The following is a 22,555-nucleotide window of genomic DNA, read 5'->3' on the forward strand; positions in this document are numbered from 1 at the left end:
ATTCTTTACGCGGACAAATATAAGGACTAAATGAACAAGATAACAATACTTTGGGTAGATGATGAAATAGATTTATTAAAACCCCACATCCTATTTTTGGAGGGGAAAAATTATAAGGTTATTACATGCCTAAGCGGTCGGGAGGCATTGGATGAATTAAAGGAAACACATGTAGATATTGTTTTTTTGGACGAAAACATGCCGGGCATTTCCGGTTTGGAGACGCTGAACGAAATAAAGGTGATCAATAATTCGCTTCCAGTGGTAATGATAACCAAAAGTGAGGAAGAATTGATTATGGAGGAGGCAATAGGTTCCAAAATAGCGGATTATTTGATTAAGCCTGTAAACCCCAATCAAATTCTATTATCGCTTAAAAAGAATCTGGACCATTCCCGTTTGGTCTCGGAAAAGACTACCGCCAACTATCAGCAGGAATTCCGAAAAATTGCCATGGAATTGGCAATGGTAAATAGCTACGCGGAATGGGCGGAACTATATAAAAAACTTATTTTCTGGGAATTGCGATTGGAGGAAATAGAAGATTCTGGAATGTTTGAAATTTTGGAGTCCCAAAAAACGGAGGCGAACCAGCAGTTTGGGAAATTTGTGGAAAAAAATTATACCAGTTGGTTTACGGATAAAGATGGACCCATTATGTCGCACACGCTCTTTGGACAATTGGTCAAGCCAGAATTAAAGGACAACAAAACATTATTGGTAGTCATTGACAATTTGAGATATGACCAGTGGTTGGCATTTGAAGACAGCTTGAACTCTTTCTATAGGAAACGCAAGGAAGTACCCTACTTCAGTATATTGCCTACGGCCACCCAATATGCAAGGAACGCCATTTTTTCAGGGCTTACGCCATTGGATATGGAGAAAAAATATCCTCAATGGTGGAGAAATGACACTGAGGAAGGAGGCAAGAATCTTTTTGAAGCGGAGTTTCTTGAAGCACAGATAAAACGGTTGGGGCTGGAGTTGAAGTGGGAATACCATAAAATTAGTAGCCTGAAACAAGGGAAGCAGCTTTCCCAAAATTTTAGGTCCCAGAAAGACAATGATCTTACGGTAATAGTATACAACTTTGTGGATATGCTCTCCCATTCCAAAACGGAAATGGATGTTGTTAAGGAATTGGCCGCAAACGATAAAGCTTATCGCTCCCTTGCCCAAAGTTGGTTTAAAAACTCCCCATTGCTGGAAATTATACAGCAGGCACAGGGACTTGGATTAAAATTGATCATAACTACGGACCACGGCACCATAAATGTAAAACAGCCTTCCAAAGTAATCGGCGATAAGGAAACGAGTCTTAACCTTCGGTACAAAACGGGTCGGAGCCTGACCTATGAAGAGAAGGATGTATTGGAGGCAAAAGATCCAAAAAAAATATTTTTGCCCAATATAAATGTTAGTAGTTCCTATATTTTTGCCAAAAATGATCTCTTCTTTGCCTATCCCAACAATTATAACCACTATGTTGGCTATTACAGGAATACATATCAGCATGGAGGGGTTTCAATGGAGGAAATGATAATTCCTTTCGTAGTTTTGGAACCAAAATGATACTTGTATTTTAATAAGTGGGGAATAGGATTTAACTTGCGCAAATTTTAATTTTTTTAAATGACCCTTTCCTATAATATTTCGCAAATATCCGATGTGGCCAAGCAATTGATTGCCAAGGTATCGTCTAAAACGCTCTGCTTTTACGGGGAGATGGGAGCTGGTAAGACTACGCTCATCAAAGCCTTGGTAAGGGAATTGGAAGGTGGGGGTTCTACAAGCAGTCCCACTTTTGGTATCGTGAACGAATACCATAGGGAGAACGGGGAGTTATTGGGGTATCATTTTGATTTTTACCGCCTGAACGATGAATCCGAAGCCTGGGACCTTGGCCTGGAGGAGTACCTAAGTGGAGATACATGGGTTTTTATGGAATGGCCAGAAAAAATAGCAGGATTGCTCCCGCCCACCAGAACGGAGATTAGAATAGAGATTCTGGATGAAAAAAACCGCCAACTTTCAGTTGTGTAATTTCCTTGTAAGCAAATCTTTCCAAATAGTAGCCTTTTGTCCGAGTCAAGTGCCATAATTCCGTTGGCCATCTTAAGATAATGGCTATGGGGCTAGACTCATTTATTTCGATGAAATGTACAGTTTAATCGATGTAATGCATGCTATGTGATTTTTTTTTATATTTTTGTTTTTATGTTAAACCCTTTATCGAACTTAAAATTTAAAACCATGAACATTAAAAAAGTCTCCCTGGGCCTTGCTTTTGCGGCCTGTATTTCACTAATGAGTTTTTCCTGTACCCCTAGTAGCACGGCCGAAGACGATTCATTATATGAACAGAATATCGACATATTAAAAATAAAGGTACCGGCGAACGGTATAGATATTTTAAAGGTAAAAGTGCCTAAAAACGGTTAAGGCATATCTTACATATTTAGATGGGCTTCTATATACTAGAAGCCTTTTTTTTATGTTATAATAGGGTAAAACAATTACCTATTTGATCAAAATGTTTAAACCGTTTAGCAAACTCGACCAAAGCAGTAAAACAAAGAAATCGAGAAGTCTACTGATTGGCAGCATTGTAGCGGTGATTATTGCCTTGACCCCGTTAATATTTTATTCTTATAAGTTCTTCCCTTCCGGTAGTACCCTGAATCTTTATTTTTACACATACGAAAGTAAATATCAGTTGAGCATTATTACTGTGATGTGGTTGTTTATGGCAAAGTTTGTACCTCTATTGCTCTTGGTTCTATGGTTTTTCACCTGTAAACATTGGTGGTATCACGTGTTGTTAATTCCAATTGCCATGTACATCTTTCAAGCTGTTTCCCTAATTTATGAAGATCGTTTTATAGATGAGGTCGAAATATTTTGGTTACTCCCCATAATGATAATAATAATACCCTTTGTTTATTTTATTCGTTTGAAATTGTTCGACAAGCATGTTCTTGGCATTGATTTGGAGGCAATGGACCGGGAATTAAAGGCCTACAAGGAAAAAGAACTTAAGGAAAAGGAGCGTCCGCAAAAAGACGAAATGGCAAAAGAAAAATTATTGTAATTTTGATTTTGGATAGCCTCGATACATATCGGTATATATCTGACAGATTTACAGCATATGAGCCAACATTCCTCACCGTTTAGCAAGCAGCAATTACTGCCCCAAGAAGAAACTTTGGAAATCCTGAGACAAAAAGGAGAGCTTTTTATAGGGATTCCAAAGGAAAATCAATATCAGGAAAAGAGAATTTGCCTTACTCCCGACGCTGTAAATGCAATTACGGCCAACGGACATAGGATTCTAATTGAATCGGGTGCTGGCGATGGTGCCAATTATTCCGACGTGGATTACACCAATGCCGGTGCCGAAATAACAAGGGATACCAAGAAAGTATTTGCCTGTCCCATAGTTCTAAAGGTGGAACCTGCTACCTTAAAGGAGATCGAGTTTATCAACCCCCAATCCACGATCATTTCAGCCCTTCAGATCAAGACCCAAAGCAAGAAGTATTTTGAGGAATTGGCCAAAAAAAGGATTACTGCCATTGCCTTCGAATATATTAGGGACGACGATGGTAAATATCCGGCAGTTCGATCCCTGAGTGAAATTGCAGGAATATCTTCCGTGTTGATCGCCTCCGAAATTATGGCTGCCACCAACAAAGGAAATGGACTTATGTTTGGAAATATAAGTGGTGTGCCCCCAGTGGAAGTTGTGATTATTGGAGCGGGTACTGTGGGTGAATTTGCTGCCAGATCGGCCATAGGACTAGGGGCCAATGTAAAGGTTTTTGATAATTCCATTACTAAATTAAGGAGTATCCAGACCAATTTGAGACAGACCGTTTACACCTCTACCATACAGCCCAAGAATTTATTAAAGGCGTTAAAGCGTTGCGATGTGGCCATTGGGGCTACCCGCGGTAAGGACCGGTCTCCCGTAGTGGTGACCACTACCATGATGGAGCAAATGAAGAAAGGGGCCGTAATCATAGACGTGAGTATTGATATGGGCGGGTGCTTTGAATCCAGTGAGGTTACCACCCATGACAAGCCCATAAAGGTTAAAAATGGGGTATTGCACTACGGAGTGCCCAATATCCCTTCAAGATACCCAAAAACAGCTTCAATTTCCATTAGTAATATTTTTACTCCCTATTTGCTTAAGATTGGAGAAGATGGTGGTTTTGAAAATGCCTTGCGGTTTGATAAGGGTCTTCGCAACGGTCTATATCTATATCACGGTATTCTGACCAACAAATCTGTAGGCGAGTGGTTCGACCTTTCTTACAGCGATATTAATTTTCTTATTTTCTAGTATATGGCTTTTTTAAAGCGTTTGGGCTTCTTTCTTTTCGGCTTATCCATTGGCTTGGTTTTTTTGACGATTTTTCTAAAGAAAAAATCACAGGAAACCGGTACGGAATTCTGTTATTTCCCTAATTGTAGGACATTAAAGGATATTAGGTCCAAGCAGATCTCTTATTCGGACGCCATCGATCAACTAATCCGCCAACAGGAATTGGACAGTACCGATATAAACGGTTTTTTATATAATGGAGAGGTCGATTTTGGCAAGAGCGAGACCAAGACAAAGCCCTGTAAAACCTATTATATTGAGGGTTTGGTGAAAGATAGGGCAGCCACTTTAAAAGTGAAAAATTGTTCTGAAAAGGCTTTAGTTGAGAGTGTTGCTTTTTAAATTTTTCTTCGCTTCCGTTCTTTTTTCAATAAGGTAAGTTCCCTGCTGGTTTGTCCTGCTACCGAGGTATTCTCCTCGGCCCGTCTTATAAGATAGGGCATAACGTCCTTAACCGGTCCAAAAGGCAGATATTTGGCTACGTTATATCCTTCCTTGGCCAGGTTAAAGGAAATATGGTCGCTCATGCCGTAAAGTTGTCCAAACCAAATTCGTGGATCGTTGTGGTCAATATTTTTGACCTCCATTTGCTCTATTAAACGGTAGCTGCTTATTTCATTGTGGGTTCCAGCAAAAAGTGACATGGTTTCCAAATTATCTACCATATAGGCTACAACATTATCAAAATTTTCATCTGTGGCTTTTTTGGAGGCACAGATCGGGGAAGGATACCCTTTCTCCTCGGCGCGGTCGTTTTCTTTTTCCATATAGGCTCCACGAACTACTTTCATCCCAATGAAATAATTGTTCTCTATGGCGTCCTTATGGAGTTTTTTTAGATAATCCAGTCGATCCCACCTGTAGGTTTGCAGGGTATTGTATACAATGGCCTTCTTTTGGTTGTACTTCCGCATCATTGATGCGATTAGCTCATCTGCGGCCCCTTGCATCCAACTCTCCTCTCCGTCTATCAGAATTGAAACTTCCAGGTCGTGTGCTTTTTTACAGACCTTGTCGTACCTATTTACAACACGTTGCCATTCTTCTTCTTCCTCTTTGTTAAGGCGCTGGCCTTCCGTTATCTTTTGGTAAAGTTTAAAACGTCCAAAACCTGTGGGTTTAAATACAATGAAAGGTATAGCGGCATTTTCTTTAACAAAATCTAAAGTTTTCAAGGCTTTTTCATAACAGGAATCCAGCTGATTCTCCACTTCCTGCCCCTCCACGGAATAATCCAAAATAGTGCTTACCCCCTTTTCGTACATTTTATCGGCAACCACTAAACACTCTTCTTCGTTTACCCCGCCACAGAAGTGATCAAAAACACTGGCCCTGATAAGTTTTTCAACAGGTAAGTGTGCCTTGATGGCAAAGTTGGTTACTGCAGTGCCAATTTTGACCAAGGGCTCATTTGCTATGAGTTTGAACAAAAAATAGGCCCTTTCTAATTCTGAGTCGGTTTTAAGTACAAATGCGGTTGCAGTATCCTCAAAAATTTCCTTCATTTCCATAAAATTATTACGGATTCAAATATAAGTACAGATTTTATATTCTTATCATTTAAAATAATGTTTATTTTGCCAAAAATAAATCGATAATGAATTCTATTACGACACCCTCCTACTCTGTCCATTTTAATGAAAAGGCCTATGTGGCCCTCAATAGCCACTTAGCAAAATCCAATTATTCCAAAGTATTTATTCTGGTGGATGAAAATACCCATAATTGTTGTTTGCCCATTTTTATGTCGAAAATCGAAGGTGAGTACGATTTTGAGATTATAGAGATAGAAGAGGGTGAAGTAAATAAGAACATAGCCACTTGCACCCAGGTATGGGAAGTTTTGTCCGAATTGGATGCGGACAGGAAAAGTGCAATGATAAATCTTGGGGGTGGTGTAGTTACAGATCTGGGAGGCTTTGTGGCCTCCTGTTTTAAGAGGGGTATAGACTTTATCAACGTACCCACTACCCTCCTATCCATGGTAGATGCCTCTGTGGGAGGAAAGACCGGAGTTGATCTAGGACCTTTGAAAAATCAGGTGGGGGTTATCAATCAACCCCAAATAGTGGTTGTGGATACCGATTTTCTTGACACCTTGGACCAAAGGCAGTTGAACAGTGGTTATGCCGAAATGCTAAAGCATGGCCTTATCACCGATGCTAAATATTGGGAGACATTAAAAGCGCTAACCGGTTTTGTTAATCTGGATGAGTATATCCTTAGGTCGGTGGCTATAAAAAATGAGGTTGTACAACAGGATCCCACAGAACAGCATCTTAGAAAAATACTGAATTTCGGACATACCTTGGGGCATGCTGTAGAATCCTATTTTTTGGAAAGCAAGGAACACGACCTGCTATTGCACGGGGAGGCTATTGCTATTGGAATGATACTGGAAGCTTATCTTTCCTTTAAATTGACAGGACTAAGTCCGAGTGCCCTGGAGGATATTAAGACGACCTTTTTAGAGAGGTACAAAAAAATAGATTTTGAAAAAAAGGATATCGATACCATACTGACCTTATTGAAATTTGACAAGAAAAATTCTCATGGGAATATAAATTTTGTATTGTTGAAAAGAATAGGTGAACCGGCTATAGACATAAAAGTAGCGCCCAATTTATTGGAACAGGCCTTTGCTTACTACGCGGAATAAAGGATACATATACTAATTATCCAGTTTTACAACTCTTTATGGTGTTGACTTGGAAAATTATTTAGTTTAGGTAGCATAAATAACCGCCCATATTTTTGGGAAATAAACCAACTGCTATGTTACGTAAACTTGTAGATTACAAAAAATTGAGTCATGAAGTGGCCGCACGCCTAATAGAATTGTATCCGTATGGTTATGGCGATGAAGATATTATTATGTTCAAAAATGTTCATGGAGAAATAATAGAAGCCGTGGAGGTTAAAACGGAGGATACCATTTATCTAGTAAAGATCAGTAAAAGTCTGGCCAGTTTCATTTCAAATTTTGAGGATAATATGGAAAAGGAACTGGACGGTCAGCCGGAATCCGAAACATTTGAATCCCCTACAGATGAAATGGAGATGGAATTAAACCACGAAGAGGAGGAGTCTGAATTTGATTAAACCTATAGATATCTATTGAGAACAATCTGTTGATGGTGTTTAAGATGCCCACAGATTACAAATCCAAGAGTTCCTACGCTCCATTCAATATTGCTGGCTATTCCCGTGCGCATTAGATCTTCGTTGTCCAAATTTTGGAAAAGGGAGATGGATGCCTCCCGAACTGCCTTAAATTCCTTGATCAGATTCTCCTTCCCCCTGGTATTGGCATTCGAATGCTTCACAAATAAGTCCTGGTCAAAACCGGGCAAAGGTGTTTTGTCATTTCGCAGGAATCGCAGGGCCCTATACTGAAAAACACGTTCGGCATCGATAATATGCAAGATTACTTCCGCTATGGTCCATTTACCTATTTCGTAGGAGCTGTTTAGTTTATTATCCGGAATAGTATCAATAAACTTTATAAACTCGGTTTTGCCATTGGTCAAGAGGCTATTTAATTCGCTATCGTCCAATACGGATAAATAAGCTGCATAAAACTGATCGTATGCCTCCTTGGGTACAGTGGATTTTCTCATAGTTCCAAACAATTAAACTTAGCTCAAGGCAGAAAGAGCCATCCTTGATTTTGATACGCTCTAAAATAAAAAATCCCAAACAAAATTTGCTCGGGACTTTCGTATTTTTTTGCCTTTGGTAATAAATTACATTTCGTTGAAGATGGTGTGCATAAGACGTTTTTTGTCGTTGATGCTTTCTTCCAATGAAATCATGGTCTCTGTCCTATCGATACCATCTATATCATCTATTTTAAAAATAATATTTTTGGCATGATTGGTATCTTTTGCCCTAATTTTGCAGAAGATATTAAATTTTCCAGTAGTAATATGGGCTACTGTAACATTTGGAATCTGATTTAATCGTTCCAATACAAACTTGGTCTGATGTGTCTTTTCCAAAAATATACCTACATAGGCAATAAAGGCATATCCAAGTTTAACATAGTCCAATGTTAGCGATGATCCCTTGATGATCCCGGCTTCCTCCATTTTCTTTACACGAACATGAACAGTTCCTGCAGAAATAAGAAGCTTTTTTGCTATATCGGTAAATGGTGTTCTGGTGTTGTCGATTAACATATCCAGAATTTGATGGTCTATTTCGTCTAATTTTACTTTACCCATTAGTGTTTTATTTAGCTGCAAAAATAATAAATAATCGAATTAAATGTAAAGAATCAATCATTTTTTTATGAAAACCGTAACATTTTTAGATTTTTTGAAAAAATATTCCAATTTAGAGGAGTAGTTCAGCTAGGTTGGGATTGTTTTTTAACTCATTTAAGTCCTTAGAATATAGACAATTATATGTTTTGTGTCCGAATTTGCCTTGTAAACCCCCTGTTTCTTCCAGTTTACCTTTGAATTCGATCTTCCCATCCATCAATGTTTCCACATATTGTATCGCTGCACTACTGGCAAATTCAAATTTGGAATCCAGAATATGGATATTCCTTATTATGATATCAAAAAATAATTTGTTGTTGTCAGGTATGTCAAAATAGGAATCCATAGCATATTGGTCGATGGACCTTTTTGAAATTACCTCAATACCTTTGAGCATTGCTAAAAAAATATATCTTCTTGTTACTTCCCTGTCATAATCTCCAGGGAAATGGCCGGATTCAAATAATATGGTGGGGATATTCAACATTTGAAAGGTGTCACCAACACAGTTGCTGTTAAACCCATCATCATATCTTCCCACCTGTCCTGGAATGTACTTTTGGAGTTCTTCGTTCATGGCGGCAATTAACTGCATACTGACCCCCCTGGTTTTGGAAATGCTGCGTTCAAGGTCATGGGCAGGTGCCAAAAAAGAAACGGTTGCGGGTTTTGGCGTGTTTCCAACATTAAAAATGGTACGCTGGTCATGAAGGTTGAAACAATAATTGGGCTTAAAATCCTCGTATATTTTTCTTAAAACCACACTCTCGGGTTGGGTTCGTTCTTGGGCATCCCGATTTAAATCCACTCCGTTGGCGTTGACCCTAGTGTAAGCCATGGCTCCATCCGGATTAAGTATGGGTACAATTTTAAGGGTGCAGTTCTTTAAAATGGTTTTGGCCAAATTGGAATCCGATTTAAAATAGTTGATCAAATCCATTACAGCCTTGGTTGTGGTGGATTCGTTTCCGTGCATTTGGGACCACATTAAAATCTTCAGTTCGCCCTTACCCAGCACTATACTTTTTATTGCCCTGCCTTCCACTGAAACCCCTTCTGTTTGGGTTGTAAAATTTTTACCCAAAGCCTGCAGAAACAGATCAATGTCCTTGTCCGTAACGTATCTGCCCTTTATCGTAACTTCTTTTATATCCTTATAATTTAATGGCATGCGAAAAACTCTTATATAAATTGAATCGTGCAAAGGTAACTTCAAATTAAATTACAATTGTAAATCTTAGATGTTACAATTGTAAACAAAGTAAATTGGGAGGTAGTTGGGTGTTTAGGGATAGGCATGGGGTGTTGGCGGCAAAATATATCTTTTCTATTATCATATTATATAACCTTATCAATCATAATGGTCAATTGCTTTATATAAAGTAATAGTTTATCAATTATGGCCATGGGGGGCAATGCATGTTCAGTGGATATGCTAATAAATCATTACTTTTGTAAATAAAAATTTACAATTGTGAATACTTCTGATTTTATAAAAAGAATAGATCAAATTTTGAAGTTCTATGATTTATCTGCTTCGGCATTTGCCGATACCATAGGGGTTCAACGTTCTAGTATATCCCATCTATTGGCGGGCAGAAACAAGCCGAGTCTGGAATTTGTTCTGAAGGTTGTTTCCTCTTTTCCGGATGTTGACCTGTATTGGTTGTTGTTTGGTAAAGGTTCCTTTCCAAAGAAGATAAAGACCGCCTCCCCTATTGTTGAAAAGAAGGAGCAAATGGCAGCGGGAAATGAGGTGATGGCTGATGCAAATCCGCGATCGCAAGCCATAGATAAAATTATTATTTTTTATGCTGATGGAAGTTTTAAATCCTATACGGAAAAAGGTGGTTGAAATATTTGTTTTTTGGCCGATTTAAACATCAAATTTCTTTATTTTGTGGCATGACTAAAAATATTACCTTCAGTATGGTGCTCCTCTTGCTGGTTGTGTGCTCTTGTTATCAGCCAGAGCGCAATTGCACCGATTTTAAAAATGGAAAATTCTCCTTTACGGCGGAAATCGACGGAGAAAAACATACTACTACTTTTGTTAGGAACGACAGTATTGAATTGGACTATTTTCAAGGAAAAGTGGATACCTCCTCCGTCAGGTGGTTAAATGACTGTGAGTACATCGTTAAAAAACTGCACCCCAAGAACATGGCCGAGGAAAAATCGATCCACATGAAGATTTTGTCCACAAGCGATAATTCCTATACATTTGAATATAAGGTCGTGGGCAGTACCAAAAAATCCAAGGGAACCGCAATTAAAATACAATAGCTATGTTTGAAATTTTATCTAGTCCGGATGCATGGGTAGCACTGCTTACGTTAACGTTTTTGGAGATTGTCCTAGGGATAGACAATATTATTTTTATTTCCATTATCGCCAACAAATTGCCTCGAAAGCTACAGGCCAAAGCGACCAATCTGGGACTGCTTTTGGCTATGGTCCAAAGGATTGTATTATTGTTTGCCGTTTCCTTCTTAATAGGGCTTAAAAATCCGTTCTTCTATATAGAGAGCTCTTGGGTTTATATGGGTATTAGTGGGCAGGCATTGATTTTGTTTTTGGGGGGACTGTTCCTGTTGTACAAGAGTACCTCTGAAATTCACGAAAAGATAGAAATGCCGGAACATGATGAGAACGAGATCAATGCAAAGGGGATTACAAGCATGTCCAGTGCCATTGTACAGATTATCCTGATCGACTTTATTTTTTCCATAGACTCTATCCTTACAGCAGTGGGTATGACCAATGGAATAGGTGACAAACCGGGGGATGCATTGTTGCTTATGATTATTGCTGTTGTTATTTCCATTATTATCATGATGGTCTTTGCGAATCCGATACGACAATTTATAAGTGCCCATCCATCGATGCAGATTCTGGCACTTTCTTTTCTGATCCTAATCGGATTTATGTTGATAATGGAAGCGGCACATCTGAGTCACGCTAAATTTTTCGGAAATGAAGTAGGCGCAATTCCTAAAGGGTATCTATATTTTGCCATTGCATTCTCCCTATTTGTGGAATTTCTCAATATTCGAATGCAGAAAAATAAGGATAAGCCTGCTGAAATAAAGTAAAGAGGTTGCTGGTTTAAGTTGGTGTTTTGTGGTTCCGTATCATTTAAATGCAGATAAAAACACACCTATTGGTTCTCTGCTGTTGGGAAGCGACTAACTTCCGGTCAAGGAATTGTTCGTGCAATTGAGGAGTGCTAAAAGGTGATACATGCAATAAATTTGGTAAATACACCCGGTTGTTAAGGGGTAATAATACCATTTTCGACCAATACTTTAGGTGGTTTCTTAAAGTCTATTGATTAAAAGTTTTAAGATTCTTTTCTTAAAAACAATTGTAGGATCCCAAGGGTTGTCACTGATTTAAGGCTGCTGCAGTTTGTACGTAAGGCCTGATATTTAATTGGGCCTACTAAAGGCTGCCTCGGGATTTGAGGTCTTTTGCTCCTTAAACAGTCGCTGTTGTTGCTTTACGGTAAGGGTGCTTCCGTCCGGACTCCATCCCGGTGGGCCAAAAATATACATCAGGGCGTGGGATAGTTTTTTCGATTTCTTTACATCGTTAAAAATGTCCTTAAACTCATGTGTTAGGATGACTACCGGATTGTGTGAGTTGGGTGCATGGATAACCCCGTACTTAACATCAATATCATCATCCAGCTCTTTCCATGTTCCAAATATTTTGTCGAAAATATTTAAGAAACCACCGTGGTTTTTGTCCAAGTATTCCACATTTTGGGCGTGGTGCACTTGATGCATTGTATGGGTATTGAATATTTTTTCAATGAATCCCATCTTGGGAACATAGACAGAATGTAATTGAAATTGCCATAGGGCTTCAATTCCTAGGCATACAACGACCATTTCGGGCGGAAAGCCAATGGCGGGAAGCCACATGTAGAAGAGGGGTTTGTATAAAATGGTAAACCATCCGTTACGTACGGCGGTCCCTAAATTAAAATTGTCCGAGGAATGGTGTACAATATGTGCAGCCCATAGGATGCGCACTTCGTGATTGGCCCTGTGGAACCAATAATAAGTAAAATCATCCGCTAATTGACATAGTAACCAAACATACCATGCGTATCCAAAGGATTCATATCCAAAAATGTTGGTTCTGATGCCATTGGTTATTGGATTGAATAATTCATAGGTAAATTCAAATATTACAATGGCCGAAACAACTTTGATCAATGGGGCAATAATGGCAGAGCCAACACCCATAAATCCACTTGCTGCCAAATCTTTCCAATCATATAAATGATCGTCGCCATGAGTCTTGCTATAAGTGAGTTCCAATAAAATAAAAGCTATAAAACAAGGAACTCCATATACCAGGGGGTTGGTAAAATCCATAAAAAATCAGTTTTTGCAAATATAGGCTATTCTGGAGGGAATTCTTAAGGAATTACTCCAATTAACCATTAATTAATGTAAATAAAGAGGGATATCGGTATTTTTATTATTGAACAGTTATCCCTGTAATGTCCTAAAATAGAGTCGTCTGTCCTTCATCATCATCCTTATCCGGATTTTCTTCTTTCTTGGGTTCTTCTTTGCTTGCTCCTGTTTTTTGGGCATCTACCTGTTGGTCTTCCTTGGGTGCTATGTTCTCTTCGTCCACAACTTCAATTTCGCCGGGTTCATTTTTTTTGGGCTCTTCAAAAGGAAGTGGTTCCAGGGCATTAATATTTTTCACCTTGTCAGAAGTAAGTTGGTTACCTAAAGCTTTTATTCCTTTAATCGATATAAAATCCTCTAAATCAACAATTTGATTAGGTTTCACATCCTTTCCTCTGGGTTTGGTAAATTCAATTTCGACCACTGGTCGCCAATCGGTGGAAACAAGTTCTAAAAACGATTTGGGGTGTTCCGAAATAAACAATTCCTCCTTGTTTTCATTTTCGATTATAAAGCGTTTTACGTAATAGCGTTCTTTTTCCCCTTCGTAGTATATGGCGGACAAGGGCTTTCTGGGATTCCATTTTTCCAAAACGACCATATCTTCATCGAAATGAGTGGAAAGGTTGGGGATGAAAGTTTTTGCCACCCCTTTTTGGGTAACGACCAATAGCATATCGTCCCCTTTGAATTCTCCGAGCAGTTCTCCGCGGCCATCGACATTTAGTCTTCTGACAATTTCATCAAACCATATTTTTCTAGGCTTTAGGGTGGAAACCCCTTTCTCCTTTAATTCGATTCGCTTTACAGAGTATTTGGTTACAATATTTCCTTTGGAGGCCCTTCCCTTGATCCGTACATCTGCGAAATCTATATCCCACTTCAGTTTCTTTACGCTGCCCACTTGTCTTAAAAGAACGGTAATAACTTCGGCCTCCCCATTGGGGTTGGCGGAGAAGTATAGAACCTCGGATTGTGGTTTGCCCGTGGTAAGGTCGTAAGGTTTGTCCCGGGTTACTCCCGTTACGCTGAATCGTTTAATGTAACTGGCTCCGCCCTTGCCATCTTTGTAGATCATGTTGTAAATGGTCCGTTTGTCCTTTTTCTTGAACACGGCCACATGAATAATATTCTTGCCTATAAAGATTTTGGAGTCTACTTTGGCAATCATCATTTTTCCCTCCTTGGTAAACACGATAATATCGTCTATATCGCTACAATCGGTAACATACTCATCCCGTTTTAGGGAGGTGCCAACAAATCCTTCCTCGCGGTTTACGTATAATTTTGTATTTCTGATCACTACCTTGGTAGCTTCGATGTCATCAAAAATCCTAATTTCCGATTTTCGCTCACGTCCCTTTCCGTATTTTTCCTTTAGGGATTTGAAATAATTAATGGCAAAGTCGATCAGATTGGCCAAATGGTGTTTTACCTCGGCAATCTTTTCTTCAAGGCTGTCCAAATATTGTTGGGCCTTGTCCAAATCGAATTTGGAAATTCTCTTTATTCTAATTTCGGTCAGACGAACAATATCGTCTTCGGTCACCTTTCTTTTCAAATGGGTTGTGTGCGGGGCAAGACCTTTGTCTATAGCAGCAATAACGCCTTCCCAGGTTTCTTCCTCTTCAATATCGCGATAAATCCTATTTTCAATAAAGATGCGCTCAAGGGAAGCAAAATGCCATTGCTCTTCCAGTTCTCCCAACTGTATCTCCAATTCCGCTTTTAGAAGTTCCACGGTGTAATCCGTAGAGCGTTGCAACATTTCGGTAACTCCTATAAAAAGCGGTTTGTTGTCTTCGATGATACAGCCCAACGGGGATATGGATGATTCGCAGGAAGTAAAGGCGTAGAGGGCGTCTATGGTTTTGTCCGGTGATAACCCTGTTGGTAGGTGTACCAGTATTTCCACTTCTGCAGCAGTATTGTCCTCGATTTTTTTGATTTTAATCTTGCCCTTTTCGTTGGCTTTCAGGATGGAATCTATTAAAGAAGAGGTGTTGGTTCCGTATGGTATCTCCCTGATTACCAATGTATTCTTATCTAACTGTTGTATCTTGGCCCTGACCCTGATCTTCCCTCCTCTTAATCCGTCGTTGTAATTGCTTACGTCTATGATGCCGGAGGTGGGGAAGTCCGGATATATGGTAAATTTCTGTCCTTTTAGATGTTTTATGGAGGCTTCAATAAGCTCTATAAAATTGTGTGGCAGTACCTTTGTGGAGAGTCCCACTGCAATACCCTCTGCTCCTTGAGCCAATAAAAGTGGGAATTTAACAGGGAGGTTTACAGGTTCTTTTTTTCTCCCGTCATAGGAGAGTTGCCATTCTGTAATTTTTGGACTAAAGACAACTTCGAGGGCAAACTTGGTTAATCTGGCCTCAATATAACGGGATGCAGCGGCACTATCGCCTGTTAAGATGTTTCCCCAGTTACCCTGGGTATCGATTAGGAGGTCTTTTTGTCCAATTTGCACCATGGCGTCCGCGATACTCGCATCTCCGTGAGGGTGATACTGCATGGTGTGGCCCACAACGTTGGCTACTTTATTGTATCGGCCGTCGTCCAGTTCTTTTAAGGCGTGCATAATCCTTCGCTGAACAGGTTTAAATCCGTCCTCTATTGCGGGAACTGCGCGCTCCAGAATAACATAGGAAGCGTAATCTAAAAACCAGTCTTTGTACATCCCCGTAACCTTGGTAAGGGTGTTGTGGGTTTCTTCTTGATTTTCTTGTGGTACTTCGTTCAGTTCTTCATTCTCTTCCATAAAGAAAGATTCGTATTAGTTATGCCTGCGTAATAGCAGGCAGGTTTATATTTGGTTTTCCTCAACTAGGTCTACCTCTACTTTAAGGTTGTTTATTATAAATTCTTGGCGGTCAGGGGTGTTCTTGCCCATGTAAAACTCCAAAAGGTTTTCTATGGACATGGCTTTGTCCAGCATTACCGGTTCCAATCTAATGTCTTCGCCAATAAAATGTTGGAACTCATCCGGGGAGATTTCTCCCAATCCCTTAAATCGGGTTATTTCGGGTTTTCCACTTAACTTTTCAATGGCCTGTAGTTTTTCCTCATGGCTGTAGCAATAATAGGTATCCTTTTTGTTTCGGACCCTGAACAGCGGTGTTTGAAGTATATATAGGTGGTTTTCCTTTATTAGTTCCGGGAAAAATTGCAGGAAAAAAGTTATCAATAAAAGTCGGATGTGCATGCCATCAACATCGGCATCCGTTGCTATTACTATTTTATTATACCTTAAGTCCTCCATAGATTCCTCTATGTTCAATGCCGCTTGGAGAAGGTTGAACTCCTCATTTTCATACACTATTTTTTTGGACATCCCATAGGAGTTCAAGGGCTTCCCCCTTAGGCTGAATACGGCTTGGGTGTTTACATCCCTGGACTTTGTTATGGAACCCGAGGCTGAATCCCCTTCCGTGATGAACAAGGTGCTTTCTAGGCAACGATCATTTTTGGAGTCGGCCAAATGTACTCTACAATCCCTTAATTTCTTATTGTGGAGACTGGCCTTTTTGGCTCTGTCCTTGGCCAATTTTCTAATTCCCGAGAGTTCCTTTCGCTCCCGCTCTGCCTGCATAATTTTGCGCTGCAGCTTTTCTGCGGTGTCCGGATTTTTGTGCAGGTAATTATTGAGCTGGGTTCCCACAAAATCGTTGATATAGGTGCGCACCGTTGGTAGGTCGCCACCCATATCGGTAGATCCCAATTTGGTTTTGGTCTGACTCTCAAAAACAGGTTCCATTACCTTGATGGCTATGGCGGAAATAATGGATTTCCTAACATCGGACGAATCGTAATTTTTACCGTAGAATTCTCTAACGGTTTTTACTATTGCCTCCCTAAATGCTGTTTGGTGCGTACCTCCTTGCGTAGTGTTTTGTCCATTGACAAACGAATGGTATTCTTCGCTATATTGTGTTTTGCTGTGCGTTAAGGCTATCTCTATATCATTACCCTTTAGGTGAATTATAGGGTAGGTCATGTCCTCAATATTGTTGTTGTCTTCCAAGAGGTCTTTTAGTCCGTTCTCGGAATGAAATTTCTCACCGTTGTATATAATGGTGAGACCAGGATTGAGGTATACATAATTTTTGAGCATGCGTTCCACATACTCGTTCCTATACTTGTATTTTTTAAAGATAATTTCATCGGGAGTAAAGGACACCTTGGTTCCTTTGCGCTTCGAAGTGTCTTCAGGACCTATTTCGGCTACGAGGTTTCCCTGTTGAAATTCTGCGGTTTTAAGCATATTGTCCCTAGAGGACTCCACTTTAAAAAAACTGGATAGCGCATTTACGGCTTTGGTACCTACCCCGTTTAGACCAACCGATTTTTTAAAGGCCCTGGAGTCGTACTTACCTCCCGTGTTCATTTTGGATACCACGTCCACAACCTTTCCCAAAGGGATCCCCCGGCCATAGTCCCTCACATTGACTATATTATCCTTTATCACGATTTCTATGGTCTTACCGGCACCCATTACAAACTCATCGATACAGTTGTCTATAACCTCTTTTAGAAGGATGTAGATACCGTCATCCGCTGAGGATCCGTCGCCCAATTTACCAATATACATTCCAGGACGCATCCGGATATGTTCCTTCCAGTCTAATGAGCGAATGTTGTCTTCTGTGTATTGGGCGTTATCTGACATGATCTAGGGCTTTATCCAAAGTGTTGCTAATATAGCAAGTGTTATAAAAAGATGAAACCCCTAGGCGTTAAAGTAATTAACAAAGGAAACCAACGATTTGTTGATAGTAAGGGGTTGTTTGTATGCTATAATCTTAACAGGAAGAATAATAGCAAAACAAAAGTATAAAAATTTATTGGTTTTCCGGAGCAACAAAAAATCATGAACAAGCCTGTCCTGGCTTTTGCTAATTTGTGGATATAGGATTGCAAGTGCCCGCCCCTAAGGGAGCGGAATCATGGCAACTACAGCGTTTAGCGGGCCAGTGTACTACTTTACACGTTAAACCTAAAGTGCATTACATCGCCATCCTTTACGATGTATTCCTTTCCTTCAACCCGCATTTTTCCAGCTTCCTTGACCTTGGCCTCGCTGCCAAAGGAAACAAAATCATTATAAGCAATTACTTCTGCTCGAATAAATCCCTTTTCAAAGTCGGTGTGTATCACCCCCGCAGCTTGTGGCGCCGTGGCACCCACAGGAATGGTCCAGGCCCTTACTTCCTTTACGCCGGCGGTAAAATAGGTCTCCAGATTTAATAGTTTGTATGCTCCCCTGATCAATTTGGCGGAACCGGGTTCGGTAAGCCCTAAATCTTCCAAGAACATTTGCCGTTCTTCATAACTCTCCAATTCTGTAATGTCGGCTTCGGTGCCTACGGCCAAAAAGATAACCTCTGCATTTTCGTTGGCAACAGCAGCCTTAACTTGTTCTACGTATGTGTTACCTGTGGTTGCGGCATCTTCATCCACATTGCAGACATACATGACCGGCTTGTCCGTAATAAATTGTAAGGGCCTAACAAATTCAGCACGATCGTCCTTGCTGATATCCAGGGCGCGTACTGAGGTACCTGTTTCAAGGCCTTGTTTGATCTTCAATAGCACCGCCTCTTCTTTCTGGGCCTCTTTATTTCCAGTTTTGGCTGCCCGCTTTACTTTTTCAAGCTTTTTGTCCACGGTTTCCAAATCCTTTAACTGGAGTTCGATATCGATGGTTTCTTTATCCCTAACCGGATTTACAGAGCCATCTACGTGTACAATATTATCGTTGTCAAAACAGCGAAGCACATGTAATATGGCATCTGTCTCGCGAATATTGCCTAAAAACTGGTTGCCGAGACCTTCACCTTTACTGGCTCCTTTTACCAATCCTGCAATATCCACAATCTCTACAGTTGCAGGTAGCACTCTTTCAGGGTTCACCAATTCCTCCAATTTTTGAAGTCGCGTATCCGGTACGTTTACCACGCCAATATTGGGTTCAATGGTGCAAAATGGAAAATTGGCACTTTGCGCCTTTGCGTTGGACAAGCAATTAAAAAGGGTGGACTTTCCTACATTTGGCAATCCTACAATACCTGCTTTCATGATCGAGATCTATATTAAACGGGAAACATAAATTAGGTCTGTTTCCCAGCTATTTTTTAAACAGCTGCAAAGATACTATTTATGTACGTTTATGAACACATATTGGCAATCTTAATTATGTAAAAATAAAATACCTAAATTAGAAGTCTAAATACTTAAATTCATTGATATGAAAAAAATAATCTTATTAACTGTTTTTATGTTGGCCAATTTCACCTTGGCAGTTGCCCAAAACTCCGTATCGGGAAATATCACGGATGATACTGGCGAACCCTTGGTTGGCGTAAACATAGTGGAAAAGGGGACTACCAATGGCACAACAACCGATTTTGATGGGAATTATCAAATATCGGTCATGGATAATGCAACCCTTGTTTTTAGTTATATAGGTTATGATACCAAGGAGGAAAATGTTTCTGGAAAATCGGTTATCAATGTTTCCTTGTCCGGGGGAATGATGCTGGACGAAGTTCAATTAGTGGGGTCCAGAAGCCCTAAGCGAACCTCTACGGACACCGCCGTTCCAGTAGATGTTATAGATATAGCGGAAGTCTCCACACAAACTGGTCGTGTGGAAGTAAATGAGTTATTGCAATATGCGGCACCTTCGTTCAATGCCAATAAACAGTCGGGATCGGACGGTGCCGACCATATAGATCCGGCTACCCTAAGGGGGTTGGGACCCGATCAAACCCTGGTACTTATCAATGGCAAAAGAAGGCATCAATCCTCTTTGATCAATATTTTTGGTACTAGGGGGCGTGGTAACACGGGCACCGATTTGAACGCCATACCGGCATCGGCCATAAAACGAATAGAAATATTACGTGATGGGGCTGCAGCGCAATATGGTTCGGATGCCATTGCAGGGGTTATAAACATTGTTTTGAAAAACCAAACGGATAAGGTATCCGGTTTTATTAATTATGGAGCCTATAGTACCAATGCCAAAGGAGATTTTCCGGCAGGAACGCCCAACACGGATGGTAATCGTTTGGATACGGATAAGGACGGAAATGCCATTGGGGAGGATAAGAGTTTTGATGGAGGCTCTTTAAAAGCTGGGGTTAATTTTGGAGCGGCTATTGGCAATGATGGCGGATTTGTCAATGTCACCACGGAATATATTAGCAAAAATAAAACCTTGAGACCAGGATTCGATTTTAGGCGAGGTTTTGGGGAAGCGGCCATAGATGGATTCAACTTAATGGTAAATGCCTCCGTTCCTCTTTCGGACAATTCAGAATTATACGCCTTTGGCGGAAGGAATTATAGGGATACGGATGCCTATGCCTTTACAAGAAACGGAGGCAATAGGGTAATTCCTTCCATATACCCCAATGGCTTTACCCCAAGGATTACCTCCAATATTATTGACAATTCCTTTTCGGCCGGGTTTAGAACCGAATTGGATAATGGCTGGAAACTGGATATTAGTAATACCTACGGCAGTAATAATTTTCATTATTATATAAAGGGCACCCTCAACGCTTCTTTGGAAGATGTTTCCCCCACCGATTTTGATGCGGGCGGACACAGTCTTGCCCAGAATACGGTGAATTTGGATTTTTCCAAGTATTATGACGATGTATTGGAAGGTATGAACTTGGCTTTTGGGGCAGAATACAGAACGGAAAATTTTATCATATTTGCTGGTGAAGAAGGATCTTGGGGCACCTATGACGTAAATGGCCTATTGATTACGGATCCGGCCAACCAAACCCAACCCATTGATCCGGATTCGGGCGATCCACGCCCCGGCGGATCCCAAGGTTTTCCAGGTTACAGTCCCAAGAACGAAGTGGACAGAAGTAGAAGCAACTTTTCCCTGTATGCGGACGGGGAGTTTGATCTAACGGAAGCCTTTCTCTTGAGTGCTGCTGCGCGATTCGAGAATTTCAGTGATTTCGGAAGTACGCTCAACGGCAAATTGGCCGCAAGGTTAAAAGCATCGGACAACGTTAATATAAGAGGTTCTGTTAGTACGGGCTTTAGAGCTCCTTCCTTGGCCCAAAAATATTACAATCTACAGTTCACCAATTTTGTTGGCGGTGCGGCATTGGAGTCCCTGTTGTCTCCCAATAACAGTCCGGTAACCGCTTCATTTGGAATAGATCAGTTAACGGAAGAAAAAGCCCTTAATGCCGGATTAGGGTTTACCGCGACTTTTGGGGATTTTACTGCTACGATAGACGGGTACTATATTAAAGTAGATGACCGTATAGTACTTACCGGTAATTTTGATGCGCCCCAGATCCCCAATGTGGAGGCAGCACAATTCTTTGTCAATGGGGTGGATACCAAAACTACGGGCTTGGATATTGTTCTGGCATGGAAGAAAAGTTTTAACGACAATAGGTTATCGGCCACCTTTACGGGGAATATAAACGATATGAAAATAGATAAGGTAAACAATGGTAGTCTGGATGCGGAAACCTTTTTTGGCGAAAGGGATAAAGGGTTTCTCCTTGCTTCGGCACCTAAAAGCAAATTTACCCTAAATATGAACTACAGTAGGGACAAGTTCGATGCCGGACTGGCCTTTACCCATTTCAGTAAGGTGGAGCTATTGGATTACCAAATGTATGAGCCTACCTCTGATTATGCCAGTTTCGAGGACCAAATCAATCAGGCAACGGATACCTACGATGCAAGGTTGGTAACCGATCTGGTTTTTGGTTATCAATTATGTGAGGGATTGAAATTGAATGTAGGTGCCAATAACCTATTTAATGTATATCCCGATCAACAGGATGATTGGGTTGAAGGAGGAGGATATTGGGACTCTGTACAAATGGGCTTTGGCGGGGCATATTACTATGCTAAAATAGGATTTACATTTTAAAGGTTTCTAAATCCATACATAAAAAAGGCTGCTTTAAAGCAGCCTTTTTTAATATTGTAGTATTCAAATAATCCTTCGTAAGGATATGTAATTTTATAAGAATGGGCATAAAAATTTTGAGCACCCGGCCTTAAATGGTAGGGGAAGATTTACCTATCCCTTCTACAGCCCTATTCGGGATGCATAAAACGCTGCTTGCCCAAAAGAACTTCTTCAGACTCCACATGGTCTTCATCAGGGACACAGCAATCCACGGGGCATACTGCGGCACACTGTGGTTCATCATGGAAACCTTTACATTCCGTACACTTATCTGGGACAATAAAATATATCTCGTCGCTAACGGGCTCCTGTGATTCCTCGGCATTGACTGCTTTCCCATTGGGCAGTACAACATCTCCCTTTAAAAGGGTTCCATCGCTATAGCGCCAATCATCCGCACCTTCATAAATTGCAGTATTTGGGCATTCCGGTTCACAAGCTCCACAATTTATGCACTCATCTGTTATTATAATTGCCATATTTTATA

Annotated in this window: 21 protein-coding genes; 12 read left to right on the forward strand and 9 right to left on the reverse strand. The window is 40.4% G+C overall.

The genetic code is table 11. From position 1 onward, the window contains the following. Positions 1-30: 30 nt before the first annotated feature. The 6 genes from C7972_RS05945 to C7972_RS05970 all read left to right on the forward strand — a co-directional run bounded on the left by C7972_RS05945 (position 31) and on the right by C7972_RS05970 (position 4,735). Positions 31-1,575, forward strand: a complete 1,545-nt coding sequence (locus C7972_RS05945) for a PglZ domain-containing protein (RefSeq protein ID WP_110355303.1) — start codon at positions 31-33, stop codon at positions 1,573-1,575. Between the two features lie 60 nt (positions 1,576-1,635). Continuing rightward, entirely contained in the window at positions 1,636-2,046 is a 411-nt protein-coding gene (gene tsaE / locus C7972_RS05950; RefSeq protein ID WP_110355304.1) for a tRNA (adenosine(37)-N6)-threonylcarbamoyltransferase complex ATPase subunit type 1 TsaE, read from the forward strand. 210 nt (positions 2,047-2,256) lie between these two features. Then, positions 2,257-2,445 (forward strand): hypothetical protein, encoded by a 189-nt coding sequence (locus tag C7972_RS05955; RefSeq protein WP_146216277.1) that lies wholly within the window; start codon positions 2,257-2,259, stop codon positions 2,443-2,445. Between the two features lie 91 nt (positions 2,446-2,536). Next, complete coding sequence (locus C7972_RS05960; protein ID WP_110355306.1) at positions 2,537-3,094, forward strand: hypothetical protein; 558 nt, start codon at positions 2,537-2,539, stop codon at positions 3,092-3,094. Positions 3,095-3,151: 57 nt separating this feature from the next. Further along, positions 3,152-4,351, forward strand: a complete 1,200-nt coding sequence (locus tag C7972_RS05965; protein WP_110355307.1) for an alanine dehydrogenase — start codon at positions 3,152-3,154, stop codon at positions 4,349-4,351. A 3-nt stretch (positions 4,352-4,354) separates the two neighbouring features. After that, positions 4,355-4,735, forward strand: a complete 381-nt coding sequence (locus tag C7972_RS05970) for a DUF4258 domain-containing protein (protein ID WP_110355308.1) — start codon at positions 4,355-4,357, stop codon at positions 4,733-4,735. Here the strand turns inward: C7972_RS05970 and C7972_RS05975 are convergent. Next, positions 4,732-5,898: a proline dehydrogenase family protein gene (locus C7972_RS05975; RefSeq protein ID WP_110355504.1), complete on the reverse strand. Its 1,167-nt coding sequence runs from the start codon at positions 5,896-5,898 to the stop codon at positions 4,732-4,734. The genes C7972_RS05970 and C7972_RS05975 overlap by 4 nt on opposite strands. Before the next feature lie 92 nt (positions 5,899-5,990). Here C7972_RS05975 and aroB point away from each other — a divergent pair, with 92 nt between their 5' ends. Beyond that, entirely contained in the window at positions 5,991-7,052 is a 1,062-nt protein-coding gene (gene aroB, locus C7972_RS05980) for a 3-dehydroquinate synthase (RefSeq protein WP_110355309.1), read from the forward strand. Between the two features lie 116 nt (positions 7,053-7,168). Beyond that, positions 7,169-7,495: a hypothetical protein gene (locus C7972_RS05985; protein ID WP_110355310.1), complete on the forward strand. Its 327-nt coding sequence runs from the start codon at positions 7,169-7,171 to the stop codon at positions 7,493-7,495. A 2-nt stretch (positions 7,496-7,497) separates the two neighbouring features. Here C7972_RS05985 and C7972_RS05990 read toward each other — a convergent pair whose 3' ends face one another. From C7972_RS05990 to C7972_RS06000, 3 genes are all read right to left on the reverse strand, one after another. Continuing rightward, a complete protein-coding gene (locus C7972_RS05990; protein ID WP_110355311.1) occupies positions 7,498-8,013 on the reverse strand; it encodes a DinB family protein in 516 nt (171 codons plus the stop codon). 126 nt (positions 8,014-8,139) lie between these two features. Continuing rightward, positions 8,140-8,619: an Lrp/AsnC family transcriptional regulator gene (locus tag C7972_RS05995; RefSeq protein WP_031444145.1), complete on the reverse strand. Its 480-nt coding sequence runs from the start codon at positions 8,617-8,619 to the stop codon at positions 8,140-8,142. Between the two features lie 112 nt (positions 8,620-8,731). After that, a complete protein-coding gene (locus C7972_RS06000; RefSeq protein WP_110355312.1) occupies positions 8,732-9,832 on the reverse strand; it encodes a M14 metallopeptidase family protein in 1,101 nt (366 codons plus the stop codon). Between the two features lie 300 nt (positions 9,833-10,132). On the opposite strand from C7972_RS06000, the gene C7972_RS06005 reads away from it, so the two are divergent. Genes C7972_RS06005 through C7972_RS06015 form a run of 3 tightly spaced genes read left to right on the forward strand, consistent with a single transcriptional unit; the run spans position 10,133 to position 11,756 of the window. Beyond that, positions 10,133-10,516 (forward strand): helix-turn-helix transcriptional regulator, encoded by a 384-nt coding sequence (locus tag C7972_RS06005; protein ID WP_110355313.1) that lies wholly within the window; start codon positions 10,133-10,135, stop codon positions 10,514-10,516. Positions 10,517-10,566: 50 nt separating this feature from the next. After that, positions 10,567-10,947: a DNA topoisomerase IV gene (locus C7972_RS06010; RefSeq protein ID WP_110355314.1), complete on the forward strand. Its 381-nt coding sequence runs from the start codon at positions 10,567-10,569 to the stop codon at positions 10,945-10,947. A gap of 2 nt (positions 10,948-10,949) precedes the next feature. Further along, a complete protein-coding gene (locus C7972_RS06015) occupies positions 10,950-11,756 on the forward strand; it encodes a TerC family protein (protein ID WP_110355315.1) in 807 nt (268 codons plus the stop codon). Between the two features lie 336 nt (positions 11,757-12,092). Here C7972_RS06015 and C7972_RS06020 read toward each other — a convergent pair whose 3' ends face one another. The 4 genes from C7972_RS06020 to ychF all read right to left on the reverse strand — a co-directional run bounded on the left by C7972_RS06020 (position 12,093) and on the right by ychF (position 19,181). Then, the gene (locus C7972_RS06020; protein WP_110355316.1) at positions 12,093-13,049 is read right to left on the reverse strand and encodes a sterol desaturase family protein; all 957 of its coding nucleotides are present in this window, start codon (positions 13,047-13,049) and stop codon (positions 12,093-12,095) included. A 133-nt stretch (positions 13,050-13,182) separates the two neighbouring features. Continuing rightward, a complete protein-coding gene (locus C7972_RS06025) occupies positions 13,183-15,864 on the reverse strand; it encodes a DNA gyrase/topoisomerase IV subunit A (RefSeq protein WP_110355317.1) in 2,682 nt (893 codons plus the stop codon). A gap of 45 nt (positions 15,865-15,909) precedes the next feature. Beyond that, on the reverse strand, positions 15,910-17,772 hold the full coding sequence (locus C7972_RS06030; protein ID WP_110355318.1) for a DNA topoisomerase IV subunit B: 1,863 nt from the start codon (positions 17,770-17,772) through the stop codon (positions 15,910-15,912). Positions 17,773-18,086: 314 nt separating this feature from the next. Next, on the reverse strand, positions 18,087-19,181 hold the full coding sequence (ychF, locus tag C7972_RS06035) for a redox-regulated ATPase YchF (RefSeq protein WP_110355319.1): 1,095 nt from the start codon (positions 19,179-19,181) through the stop codon (positions 18,087-18,089). A 169-nt stretch (positions 19,182-19,350) separates the two neighbouring features. Here ychF and C7972_RS06040 point away from each other — a divergent pair, with 169 nt between their 5' ends. After that, a complete protein-coding gene (locus C7972_RS06040) occupies positions 19,351-22,026 on the forward strand; it encodes a TonB-dependent receptor (protein WP_110355320.1) in 2,676 nt (891 codons plus the stop codon). A gap of 170 nt (positions 22,027-22,196) precedes the next feature. On the opposite strand, the gene C7972_RS06045 is transcribed toward C7972_RS06040, so the two are convergent. Further along, a complete protein-coding gene (locus C7972_RS06045; RefSeq protein ID WP_110355321.1) occupies positions 22,197-22,547 on the reverse strand; it encodes a 4Fe-4S dicluster domain-containing protein in 351 nt (116 codons plus the stop codon). Positions 22,548-22,555: the final 8 nt, after the last annotated feature.

It is taken from the genome of Arenibacter sp. ARW7G5Y1 (genome assembly GCF_003201775.1).
Taxonomy (GTDB): Bacteria; Bacteroidota; Bacteroidia; order Flavobacteriales; family Flavobacteriaceae; genus Arenibacter.